Source organism: Paraburkholderia polaris (assembly GCF_012927345.1).
In the GTDB taxonomy this organism is placed as follows: domain Bacteria; phylum Pseudomonadota; class Gammaproteobacteria; order Burkholderiales; family Burkholderiaceae; genus Paraburkholderia; species Paraburkholderia polaris.
In genome coordinates, this window is the sequence record NZ_JABBGJ010000023.1 from 136,110 (window position 1) to 147,318 (window position 11,209).

Sequence of the window (11,209 nt, forward strand, 5' to 3'; positions counted from 1 at the left end):
ATCGATATCGATATCGAGCCGGCGCCTCGTGCGCCGGCACTCTGGAGTCGACGCGCCTAGCGCCTCAACTTCCTGAAAAACTTGCGAATCTCGGCAGCGAGCAAATCAGGTTTTTCCATCGCAGCAAAATGGCCACCGCTCGGCATGTCGGTCCATTGCACGACGTTGAAGGTCCGTTCGAGCCACGTGCGCGGCGGATGATTGATCTCCTTTGGAAAATGGGCGAATCCCACCGGCGGCACGACGCGTTGCCCCTCGGCGAAACGCATCGGCTGCAGCCGGTTTTCCCAATACATCTGCATCGCCGTTCCAATACTCTGCGTGTACCAGTAAAGCGAAATGTTGGTGAGCAACTCGTCTTTCGAAAACACCCGCTCGATGTCGCCGTCACAATCGCTCCATGCGCGAAACTTCTCGCCGATCCACGCAGCGAGCCCCACCGGCGAATCGTTCAGCGACGCCGCCACGGTCTGCGGTTTCGTACTGTGCATATGGGCATAGCCGCCTTCGAGCGCGGCCCATTCGTTCTTCTCCCGCAGATAGGTTTCCTCTGCGGGCGTGAGCGGCGTCTGCGCGGCGCCGCTTGCGGGCTCGTATGAGCTCGGCAGGAAGTTGAGATGAATGCCGTCGACCACCGGGTGATGCCGTGCCGCGAGTGCGATCGAGACACCCGCGCCCAGATCGCCGCCTTGCGCACCAAAGCGTTCATAACCGAGGCCTCGCATCAGCGAAGCCCACAAATCCGCCACCTGAAACGCTGAGGTACCAGGCTCCAAGGAAGCCTGCGAGAACGCGAAGCCGGGCAGCGATGGAACGACAACATCGAACGCATCGGCCGGATCGCAGCCGAATGCGGCCGGGTCACATAAGCGGTCGAGCAGTGCGTGGAACTCGAAAAACGATCCCGGCCAGCCATGCGTGACCACAAGCGGATAAGATGCCGGCCCGACGCCGCGCCGATGCACGAAGTGCACGCGCTGACCCTCGACCTCGGCGAGAAATTGCGGTTGCAGATTCAACCTGCGCTCGGCCTCGCGCCAATCGAAACGCTCGGCCCAGTACTGCGCGAGTTCGTGCAGCCAGGCGGAATCGGCGCCTTGCTGCCAGGCGGGCGACGGCGTCGCCGGCGCCCAACGTGTCGCGCGAATACGCTGGCGAAGCTCGTCTATTTCAGCGTCCGGCACGGCAATCTGAAACGGCTCTATCTGCATGTCAGTTCATCCGGCACAGGGTGTGGGGATAACGGGCGCTTCCGATTCGGCAACGCTGGTCACGGCAATTCTGCGGGAGCGAAGATACAAAGCGGGCCCGGAGCGCACGAAGCAATCTGCATGGTACACAATGAGCGCACTTCCCGTTTGGCGTTCCGGAGACCACCATGATTGCAGCGCTCGCGGCTCTACTCACGTTTCAATGCCTTGGAGAAGGCGTGTCATATGTGTTCCATCTGCCGGTGCCAGGCCCGGTGATCGGCATGCTGCTGTTGTTCGGTTTCATCATGCTGCGCCCGCAGGCCGCCGACGCGATCGAGCCGACTGCGCTCGAATTGCTGCGCCATCTGTCCTTGCTCTTCGTTCCGGCAGGCGTCGGCATCATGGTGTCGGCCAGCCGGATTCGCGGCGATGCGGTGGCGGTAATCGTCTCCATTGCGGTCAGCACGACGCTGGCGATCGCGGTCGCCGCGCTCGTTACGCGAGCGTTGATGCGGCGGCAACGCCGGGATCCGGCCACCTCGGAGGCCGCGCAATGACCGCCATTCCGAAGCTCGGCGCCATCTGGGTCTATCTTGCCGCGAGCCCCTTGCTCGGCCTGACCATCACGCTGCTCGCCTATCTGATCGCCCAGTCCATCTACGCGAAGGCACGCTTCAATTCGCTCGCCAATCCGGTGCTGATCGCCGTGGCGCTGCTGGTCGCGCTGCTCGAAATCACGCACACGCCGTACGCCACGTACTTCGAGGGCGCGCAATTTGTCCACTTTCTGCTCGGGCCGGCGACGGTCGCGCTAGCGCTGCCGCTCTACCGGCAGTGGCCCAAACTGCGTCGGTCCGCCCTGCCGCTGATCGGCGGTCTCGTTGCCGGGTCGTTGACGGCCATCGTCTCGGCGGTCGGCGTGGCGGCGCTGTTCGGCGCTTCGCATCAGACTATCGCGTCGCTGGCACCTAAATCGGCGACCACGCCGATTGCGATGGCGGTGGCCTCCGAGATCGGCGGCATTCCGTCGCTGACCGCGGTGCTCGTGATATCCACCGGTGTGTTCGGCGCCGTTGTCGCGCGTTTCATTCTGAACGCGCTGCGTATCGTCGAACCGGAGGTGCGCGGCTTCGCACTCGGGATTGCGTCGCATGGCATCGGCACGGCGCGGGCTTTCCAGGTCAGCGAGGAAATGGGCGCATTCGCCGGCCTCGGCATGGGCCTGAACGGGATATTCACGGCGTTCGTCGTGCCGGTGCTGATGCCGCTCGCGGCGCGCTGGTTTTCGATTTGAGAGCCAACGGTTGCCGTTCAGAATGCCGCTCGCTTGCTGAACGTTGCTGTGGCCACCCGTGTTGCTGGTGGACCGCTTGCGCTGCCCGCTTCGCAACGCACCCTTCGCAATAGCCGGATAATGAGACTTCCCTTACCTTACTCATCGAGAGGAGCTTGCTGCGATGTCTGCCAATGAATCCAAAGTGCCGCGGGTCCTGTTGACGAACGACGACGGTATCGACGCGCCCGGCCTCGCTGTGCTCGAAGCGGTGGCCGCCGAGCTCGCACACGAAGTGTGGGTGGTCGCGCCTGAGCACGATCAGAGCGGCACATCGCATTCGATCAGCCTGCATTCGCCACTGCGGGTCAGCCGCCAGGGCGAGCGGCGTTTTGGCGTGGTGGGCACGCCGGGCGATTGCGTCGTGATGGGCGTGCGGCATCTGATGCGCGAGGCGCCGCCTACGCTGATTCTTTCCGGCGTTAATCGCGGCGGCAATCTCGGTGTGGAGACGATGTTCTCGGGCACGGTCGGCGCCGCGATGACAGGCTTGTTGCTTGGGCTGCCGTCATTCGCGTTGAGCCAGACTTTCAGCGACCGCAACAAGGTACGCTGGGATACCGCGCGCGCACTCGCGCCAGGCGTGATTCGTCAATTGCTCGCGATCGAGCACGATATGCCCACCTGCCTGAACATCAATTTCCCCGACGTCGACGCGGCGTCTGCCGGTCCGCTCACGCCGAGCAAACAAGGCGTCGGACTCGTCGAAGATATCGAGGTGCTGCCGCAAGTCGATCCGCGCGGTATCGCCTATCACTGGTTGCGATTTCAACGCGGCACGCGCGCGAACGACCCCGATAGCGAAACCGCCTTGGTGGCGTCGGGACGCGTGTCGGTTACGCCGCTTGCGTTCGATCGCACGGACGAGCCCACTTTTGCGCGGCTCGCGGAGGCGTTGCGCTAACCCGCGGTCTGCGCAGCTTCACTGACCCAGCGCGCCGGTCCGACTCGGTGCGCCACCCGGTCCAGCCGGGTCCGGATTGCCGAACGCGGGAAGACTGCCATCGGCGCGGGCGCGGGCGATTTCCGCGCGCACGTGTGCGCGTGTTGTCGGCCCGCCCTCCGATTTCAACAGCGTGCCGGCAGCGGGCGCGAGCTGAGGTGCCGATGGCACGGGTATAGCTTGCGGGGATAATTGGGCTTGCGGGCCGGGCGGCGCTGAAGTCGGCTGTGTCGGCTGTGTCGGCTGTGTCAGTTGTATCGGCTGTATCGGCTGTGACGCAGCAGGCGCGTTGATTACGTTGGAGAGTACCTTCATCTCAGCCGGAACAGAGGATGGCGAACTCGCAACATCAGGTGCGCCACCGCCACTCGCTTGGCCGCTCGACAGGCTACCCGCGCTAACAGCGGCTACTGCAGCTTCGGGAGCATGCCGGGTCTTCGCGTAACTGGAGGACGCACGGTTCGAGTGTTCGCGTGTCGCCAAGTGGCTTTCATGAGAGCGGCCGGTTTTCCCGGAAGACGGCGACGAAGATCGTGCCGATTTCGCCCCTGGCTGCGTCGGCTTCTCCACATGCACAGCGCCGAGCGCGTGCTGCGCCTGCCCCGCGCGCGCCTCTACTTCTCTTTGCAGCGCAAGAACCTGATCGTCGTTCCGATGTGCTGACTGTACTGCGTCCAGTTGCGCTTGCGCGGCGACAAGATCGTTGCGCTGCAGACTGTTGCGCGCCGCCTGAAGGTTCCCGGCAATGGCCGCAGCTGAATCGCCGCGTGCAACGACCGGTCCGGTACTCACCGAACCGGTCACCATGTCGCCGCGTGTGTAATGAGCCGACGCAGTGTCGCGCTCAAAGCCGAGTTCGTCCGTAGACAGCCAGCTTTTTCCCGCCTGCGAAATATAAGCCGCGATCGCAACCGCGCCCACAAAAACGCTTGTGAGAACGATCTTCCTGGGTTCGCTAACCATGACGTCTCCCTCTCAAATCGTGGACACGCGCGTTTGCGATATCGCAAACGTGCTCGAATTCATCAGAGGGTTCGCAGCGATTCAATCGATGCCGCCGCAACGACCGCGAGTTCGGGCCGGTACAGTCACGTACGAATAAGAGTGCCAGCTGGATGCGTGCTATCTACTATTTATAGCCCCCCAAACGCCGATCCGTCCGTTTGCATAGGCGTGTTGTCCGAAAAAGCCAGCTTGCTGGCCAGGCTTTCCTAGGACGATTGTTTGAACTGCGAAGCAATAAAAAGCGGGTTTGAATTTCGCGTTTTAATTCGGCGAATGCATCGCGCGCCTACACGAGCGGCCCCTCAGTCTGTTTGCCGCGCACAGCAACCGCAATCGAGCTTCCGACAATCAACGCAATACCGAGCAGCGACATGCTGCCGATCGTCTCGTCCCAAACGATGTAGCCGAATAACGCAGCCCACACAATGCTGGTGTAGTTATACGGCGCGAGCGCACCGGCATCGGCCTGTCGAAATGCCATCGTCATCAGCAACTGCCCGGCCGTAGCGAATCCGCCGAGCAACGCCATCACCGCGAGGGCCTGGATCGAAGGCGTGCGCCACGCGAAGAATAGCGATGCCACGGTGACGATCGTACCGATCACCGTGAAATACAGCACCGTGGTGCCCGAATCGTCGGTGGCGCGAATCCGCTTGATCTGAATGATCGATAACGCGCCGAAAAACGCGCTCGAAATCAGCAGGACGGGACCAACCCAACTCGAATGCGAACCGTCCGGGCGCACCACGAAAAGTACGCCGACAAAACCGACCGCGGCGGCAAGCGCATCGCGCGGCTTGAGCGTTTCCTTCAGAAGGAGCGGTGCAAGAATGATGACCAGCAAGGTCTCCGAGTACACGATCGCCACCGCTTCGCTGAGCGGCACATAGGGCAGCCCTGCAAAGAACAGTCCCGAGGCGCCGAGCAACGTCAGCGCGCGCAAGGTCTGGCCGCGCACATCCATATGCCTGAGACGCTCGATGAGCGGTTTGCCGCGCAGGCAGACTGCCACGGCAGGCAACAAGCCGAACACCATCCGGAAGAACGTCACTTCATTGGCCGGATAGGCGAGCGCTACGGATTTCGCCAGGGCGTCGACGAGCGCAAAGCAGAACATCGAAACGAGAATCAGCGCGACGCTGCGCAGCGGCACGGCTGCATTCCGGACTGCAGTGATGGGCGGCATACGTTTTCCTGGGAGCGCGCGAAGCAGCGCGCCGCTTTGATTTCACCCCGGTGAAAGGGTGGCGTAATCGGAAAACGGATTATGCCTGCGGCGCCTCGGCTGGGTGCAACCCGCGCGCAAAGCCAAAAGCGTTATGCGCGCAGCGCCAGCGAGTATCCGCTGCAAAGCGCGGGGTCAGCCGTTGCCGCCGTGCCACAGCGTGAGCTTGTTCACCACGACAAGCACACCCGGCACGGTTCGGGCGATTTGCTCCGCTTGCCGGATCTGATCGGCGCTGTGCACCGTACCGCTCAAGATCACTGCGCCGTCGCGTGCGCGCACGAACACGCCCGACACATTGAAGCCTGGGGCCTTATCGAGCGCTTGCCGGACTGCCATCGACAAACTGCTGTCAGACGGCGACGCGGCTTTGCCGCTTGTCATTGCCCGTGTTGCATCGGCCTTCGACATCTCCCCGTCTGTTTGCACGCAAGCCGAAAACGCCGTCGTTATGCAGACGGTCGCCATCAGAACACGTACTCGTTTGCGGTTCATGGTTTTGGTCCGGTGGAAACTTGAGGCACGACCCAGAATACTGTATAAAAACACAGTATAATGTGTCTGCATAGACGGCCCTTTGTTTCGTGTCCGGGCTATCGCTCCCCAAGGTTTGAATCATGGTGTCCCAGCAAGGCCTGTTTGCCCCCGAGCCGGTGTCCCTCGTCAATGACGAGCAAGGCGGGATCCACTATTTGCCCGAGTCGATTCCGGCACTCGCAGCGCAACAGTGGTTCGACCAGGCAATTCAAAACATCGGCTGGCTCAGTCAGCGGCGGATGATGTACGACCGGGAGGTCGCGGTGCCCCGCCTGCTCGCCACCTTTTCCCGCGAATCTGAAGATCTGCCTGCGCCGCTGGGCGAAGCATTTGAAGCGGTCCGCTCGCTGCTCGGCGTGCCGTTCAATCGCGTCGGCCTCAATCTCTATCGCGACGGCAACGACAGCGTCGCGCTCCACGGCGACAAGACAGAAAAATTGGTACCGTCCCAGCCAATTGCCATCGTCTCGCTTGGCGCGACCCGTCGCATGTCGATCCGGCCGAAAGCGGGGTCCGGCCGGATCGTGCATGTTGAGTTGGAGCCCGGCAGTTGCATCGTGATGAGCTACACCTCGCAGTTCACGCATGAACACGGCATTCCCAAGGTGGCCGGTGTAACCGAGCCGCGTATCAGCCTTGCGTTTCGCTGCTATGCCGCTTGAGTCAGCTTCTGAGTTAGCTTCTGAAGCTGGTTTTAAGTTCGCTTCCAAGTCCGCTTCACGATCAACGCCATTCGCTGCGTAACGAAGCCCAACCCACTCAGCGCTTCGCGTCTTCTTGCATCGTCGGGTAATCGATGTAGCCTTCCGCGCCGCCGCCATACATCGTGTCCCTATCCGGCTCGTTCAGCGGTGCGCCGACCCTGAGTCGCTCGACCAGATCGGGATTCGAAATGAAAGGCCTGCCGAACGCGATCAGATCTGCCCGTTTTGCCTTGAGCGTCTTCTGTGCGAGTTCCATGTCGTAGCCGTTGTTCGCCATGAACAATCCATCGAATGCCTGGCGCAACACCTGCAGATCGAAGCCGCCCGCTACTTCACGCGTGCCGCCCGTGTCGCCTTCGATGACATGCAGGTAGACGAGCTTGTGGGCATTGAGTTGCTTCACCACATAGGTGAAAAGGGGTTCGGGATTGCTGTCGTCGATATCGCCGAAGCTGCTGAGCGGAGAAATACGCACGCCGACGCGCTCACCGCCCCAGACGTCTGTTACGGCATCGGCCACTTCCAGCAACAGGCGCGCGCGATTTTCGATCGAGCCGCCATATTGATCGGTTCGTTGATTGGTCTTGTCGCGCAGGAACTGGTCGAGCAGGTAGCCGTTTGCCGCGTGGATTTCCACGCCATCGAAGCCGGCGGCCTTCGCGTTTTGCGCGGCCACACGATATTGCTCGACGATGCCCGCCATTTCCGAGGTTTCAAGTGCGCGCGGTGTGACGAGCGGCACGAAGCCGTCGTCGGTATAGGCCTGGCCTTCTGGTTTGATCGCCGAAGGCGCCACCGGCAGCGCATTACCCGGCTGCAACGACGGATGAGAAATGCGGCCCACGTGCCACAACTGCAGGTAGATACGGCCGCCCTTCGCGTGCACGGCATCGGTAATGCGTTGCCACGCCTGCACTTGAGCATCGTCATAAATACCGGGCGTGAACACATAGCCCTTGCCTTGCGGCGAAATCTGCGTCGCCTCGGCGATGATGAGACCAGCCGTCGCACGTTGCGCGTAATACTCGACAGCCAGTTCGCTCGGCACATCGGCCTCCTTCGCGCGACTGCGCGTCAGCGGCGCCATCACGATGCGATTGGGCAACTGCAGCGGCCCGAGCTTGACCGGTTCGAACAGGTAACTATCGATGTGCGCGGAGTCGGAAGACATAGCGTTCCCTAGAAAAAGATACAACGCATCGAAAAGCCGCTAGATGTTCTGTAGCGCTGGTTGCAAGTGGCGCGAGCATCGAGCGGCCAGACTCAATAGATGGCGGCGCTAGCTGCCTCGTTCGTGGCGCTCGGCTGCGTCTACTGGTTCATACGTCAGCGCGGCGATCCGATCGGCGAAAGCACACACGCCCGAGCAAACCGGGCAGGAGTGGCTCGCCGATTTGCCGGTCGCGAGCGGCGCGAAGCAAGACAGCACGCAGGCGACTACTCTAATGATCGAGCTTCGCCCATCAGTGATAGCCGGTGTCGTGCCGCAGCTTGCCGCGAGTGAGACCCGGCTGGCGGCGATGAAACAGGTCCAGTCGGCGCCGGACTGGACCTGCCGGCTATATGGCAAGCCGGGCTATTTTGCCGCGAGTTTCGCAGCGATCTGAGCGACGTGCCGCCCCTGGAAGCGCGCAATGGCCAGTTCGTTCTCGCTTGGATAGCGAGATCCGTCGGCCTTCGTGAGCGTGGTCGCGCCATACGGCGTGCCGCCCGTGATTTCGTCCATGTTGAGCAGACGCGTCTCGGAATACGGCACGCCAACGATCACCATGCCCTGATGCAGCAGCGTGGTATGAAAGCTCGTGATGGTGGTCTCCTGCCCGCCATGCTGGCTCGCGGTGCTGGAGAACACGCTGCCGAGCTTGCCGATCAGGCCGCCGCTCATCCATAAACCGCCGGTCTGATCGAGGAAGTTGCGCATCTGCGCGCACATGTTGCCAAAGCGTGTGGGCGTGCCGAAGATAATGGCGTCCGCGTTGCCTAGTTGTTCGACCGTTGCCACTGGCACGTGCGCAAACGCCGCGCGCGCCGCTTTGGCGCCGCTCTTCTCCAGTACCTCGTCGGGCACCAGTTCCGCCACCTGATAAAGTGAGACGTCCGTATCGGCCACCTCGCGTGCACCGTCCGCCACAGCCTCGGCCATTCGATAAATGTGCCCGTACATGCTGTAGAACACCACCTGAATTCTGGTTGCCATTGCCGCCCTCCTGGTTCGTCAGGTCACGCCTATGTCACCGTTACGTCGTCTCACCTTCACATCGCATTTTCATTTCAGCGGCCTCTCACGTCACGCCGAGTTTCGCGAGCAACGCTTTGGCTGCTGCTTCCGACGACGCAGGATTCTGCCCCGTGATCAGATTGCCCGCGACCACGACATGGGACTGCCAATCCGGCCCCTTCGAATACCTGGCGCCGTTCTTCTTCAGCATGTCTTCGACGAGGAAAGGCACCACCTCGGTAAGACCGACTGCGGCCTCCTCGGAATTGGCAAAACCGGTAACCGGTTTATCGCGCACGAGCGGCGCTTCATCCGCCGACTTCGTATGGCGTAGCACACCGGGCGCATGACATACCGCGCCGACGGGCTTGCCCGCGGCATAGATCGCTTCGATCAGGGCAATTGAATGCGGGTCTTCGGCGAGATCCCAGAGGGGCCCATGGCCGCCAGGATAGAACACGGCATCATAGTCCGCAGCCGCCACGGTGGAAAGTTTCGCGGTATTCGCCAACGCGGCTTGCGCGTCTGTATCCTTCCTGAATCGCCGGGTCGCGTCGGTCTGCGCGTCGGGATCGTCGCTCTTCGGGTCGAGCGGCGGCTGGCCACCTTTGGGCGAAGCGAGCGTCATCTCGACGCCAGCCTCCTTGAACACGTAATACGGAGCGGCAAACTCTTCGAGCCAGAAACCGGTTTTCCGGCCTGTATTGCCGAGCTGGTCATGTGAAGTCAGCACCACCAGAATCTTCATGGAAACCTCGCGAGCAAGTTCAATTCGCGTTGCACCAAGCCGTACAGTAGAGTCGTCGACTTCGGGCGTTCTGGCAGTATAGGCGGCTATCCGGAGCGCAGAAGATGTTTTCCAGTTTTGCCACGCGCGCCTTTCGCGGCGGCCAGCCAACAGCCACCGCAGCGCGTCGGCGGCTAGCAGTGGCGCGCGACCGGCGTGATTCGCGAACGGCCGCGCCTGTCACATCAAAACGCCGCGTCAGACAACATAAATGTCAGGGTTGTCCACCAATGACAAAAACTGCCCTGTGCGTCCATCGAGTGCGAGCATCGCGCCGCTTTCAATGTTGAAAATCCAGCCGTGCAGTCGCAGTGTTTTGTTCGTGAGACCCACGGCCACCGACGGATGAGTACGAATGTTCGCGAGTTGAGCCATCACGTTATCTTTGACCAGGGCGTCGAGACGCTCGGCATCTGACGCGTAAGTTCGCGACGCGTTGATCGCTTTCGCCGCATCGGCATGACGGAGCCAGCCTGCTACCGCCGGCAGATGGTCGAGGTTCTTGCACGTGCAGATCGCCGTCATCGCCCCGCAATTGGAGTGACCGCAAATCACGATATCCCGCACGCCCAGTACTGCCACCGCGTATTCGACCGTGGCCGATACGCCGCCCGGCTCTGGGCCATATGACGGCACGATGTTGCCCGCGTTGCGGATCACGAACAGAGAGCCGGGCTCCACCTGTGTCAGTAACTCGGGAACGACACGGCTGTCCGAGCAGGTCACGAAAAGCGCGCTCGGGCTTTGTGCAGTCGACAAACGTTTGAACAATGCGCTCTGCTGCGGAAAGACTTCGCGTTGAAAGCGGATGAATCCTTCTATGATTTCCTGCACGATATTCTCCGGATGATCAAAGCCTCAGCCTGCCAAGGCTGCGGCAAAGGTTCAAGGGGGGCTGCGATGGTTGGCGTGACTATACCGCAGCCGCGACACCCACTCCGAAGACAAAAAAACCCCGGCTGTTACTGAACTGCACCCCAAAAGTTGGACACCCGTCCAACGATTTGGGGTGTTTTTTCATGAGCAGGTACAGCGCGCGGTTCAAGCAATCGGTTGTCGAAGACTATCTGTCTGGCAGAGGTGGTGGTGGTAGGGAGGTGGCCCGCCGACACTGCATTGACCACGGCACGGTGCGCAAATGGGTGGCGGCCTGGCGCTTGCACGGCAAAGATGCGTTCAGGAAGAAATACAGTCACTATGACGCCCGGTTCAAGCTGAAGGTGCTGCGGTTCATGCAGACACAGGCGTTGTCGTGTCGGCAGAC

At 61.5% G+C, this 11,209-nt stretch carries 14 protein-coding genes; 6 read left to right on the forward strand and 8 right to left on the reverse strand.

Annotated elements, in window-relative coordinates; translation table 11 throughout:
• Positions 1 to 56 precede the first annotated feature (56 nt).
• Positions 57 to 1,211, reverse strand: coding sequence for an epoxide hydrolase family protein (locus HHL24_RS21985; protein ID WP_169487505.1), 1,155 nt, complete (start codon positions 1,209 to 1,211; stop codon positions 57 to 59).
• A gap of 167 nt (positions 1,212 to 1,378) precedes the next feature.
• Here HHL24_RS21985 and HHL24_RS21990 point away from each other — a divergent pair, with 167 nt between their 5' ends.
• From HHL24_RS21990 to surE, 3 genes are all read left to right on the forward strand, one after another.
• Positions 1,379 to 1,750 (forward strand): CidA/LrgA family protein, encoded by a 372-nt coding sequence (locus tag HHL24_RS21990; RefSeq protein WP_169487506.1) that lies wholly within the window; start codon positions 1,379 to 1,381, stop codon positions 1,748 to 1,750.
• Complete coding sequence (locus tag HHL24_RS21995) at positions 1,747 to 2,487, forward strand: LrgB family protein (RefSeq protein ID WP_169487507.1); 741 nt, start codon at positions 1,747 to 1,749, stop codon at positions 2,485 to 2,487. Before HHL24_RS21990 ends, HHL24_RS21995 begins: the two co-directional genes overlap by 4 nt.
• A 163-nt stretch (positions 2,488 to 2,650) precedes the next feature.
• On the forward strand, positions 2,651 to 3,430 hold the full coding sequence (gene surE / locus HHL24_RS22000) for a 5'/3'-nucleotidase SurE (protein WP_169487508.1): 780 nt from the start codon (positions 2,651 to 2,653) through the stop codon (positions 3,428 to 3,430).
• An 18-nt stretch (positions 3,431 to 3,448) separates the two neighbouring features.
• Here the strand turns inward: surE and HHL24_RS22005 are convergent, their stop codons facing one another.
• From HHL24_RS22005 to HHL24_RS22015, 3 genes are all read right to left on the reverse strand, one after another.
• Positions 3,449 to 4,432: a DUF4148 domain-containing protein gene (locus HHL24_RS22005; RefSeq protein WP_169487509.1), complete on the reverse strand. Its 984-nt coding sequence runs from the start codon at positions 4,430 to 4,432 to the stop codon at positions 3,449 to 3,451.
• Positions 4,433 to 4,760: 328 nt separating this feature from the next.
• Entirely contained in the window at positions 4,761 to 5,660 is a 900-nt protein-coding gene (locus HHL24_RS22010; protein WP_169487510.1) for a DMT family transporter, read from the reverse strand.
• Between the two features lie 174 nt (positions 5,661 to 5,834).
• On the reverse strand, positions 5,835 to 6,194 hold the full coding sequence (locus tag HHL24_RS22015; RefSeq protein WP_230417531.1) for a BON domain-containing protein: 360 nt from the start codon (positions 6,192 to 6,194) through the stop codon (positions 5,835 to 5,837).
• Between the two features lie 122 nt (positions 6,195 to 6,316).
• Between HHL24_RS22015 and HHL24_RS22020 the strand changes: the two genes are divergently transcribed.
• Complete coding sequence (locus tag HHL24_RS22020) at positions 6,317 to 6,898, forward strand: alpha-ketoglutarate-dependent dioxygenase AlkB family protein (RefSeq protein ID WP_169487511.1); 582 nt, start codon at positions 6,317 to 6,319, stop codon at positions 6,896 to 6,898.
• Positions 6,899 to 6,995: 97 nt separating this feature from the next.
• Here HHL24_RS22020 and HHL24_RS22025 read toward each other — a convergent pair whose 3' ends face one another.
• Positions 6,996 to 8,111: an alkene reductase gene (locus HHL24_RS22025; protein WP_169487512.1), complete on the reverse strand. Its 1,116-nt coding sequence runs from the start codon at positions 8,109 to 8,111 to the stop codon at positions 6,996 to 6,998.
• Between the two features lie 274 nt (positions 8,112 to 8,385).
• Between HHL24_RS22025 and HHL24_RS22030 the strand changes: the two genes are divergently transcribed.
• Positions 8,386 to 8,547 carry a hypothetical protein gene (locus HHL24_RS22030; protein ID WP_169487513.1) on the forward strand — a complete coding sequence of 54 codons (162 nt, stop codon included), beginning with the start codon at positions 8,386 to 8,388 and terminating at the stop codon, positions 8,545 to 8,547.
• Here the strand turns inward: HHL24_RS22030 and wrbA are convergent.
• The 3 genes from wrbA to HHL24_RS22045 form a co-directional block, all read right to left on the reverse strand.
• Positions 8,517 to 9,137, reverse strand: coding sequence for an NAD(P)H:quinone oxidoreductase (gene wrbA / locus HHL24_RS22035; protein ID WP_169487514.1), 621 nt, complete (start codon positions 9,135 to 9,137; stop codon positions 8,517 to 8,519). The two genes, HHL24_RS22030 and wrbA, sit on opposite strands and share 31 nt — an antisense overlap.
• An 85-nt stretch (positions 9,138 to 9,222) precedes the next feature.
• Positions 9,223 to 9,906, reverse strand: a complete 684-nt coding sequence (locus HHL24_RS22040) for a type 1 glutamine amidotransferase domain-containing protein (protein WP_169487515.1) — start codon at positions 9,904 to 9,906, stop codon at positions 9,223 to 9,225.
• Positions 9,907 to 10,143: 237 nt separating this feature from the next.
• Positions 10,144 to 10,779 carry a carbonic anhydrase gene (locus tag HHL24_RS22045; protein WP_169487516.1) on the reverse strand — a complete coding sequence of 212 codons (636 nt, stop codon included), beginning with the start codon at positions 10,777 to 10,779 and terminating at the stop codon, positions 10,144 to 10,146.
• A 185-nt stretch (positions 10,780 to 10,964) separates the two neighbouring features.
• Here HHL24_RS22045 and HHL24_RS22050 point away from each other — a divergent pair.
• Positions 10,965 to 11,209 (forward strand): helix-turn-helix domain-containing protein (locus HHL24_RS22050; RefSeq protein WP_169485134.1); only part of this gene is annotated, 245 nt, incomplete at its 3' end.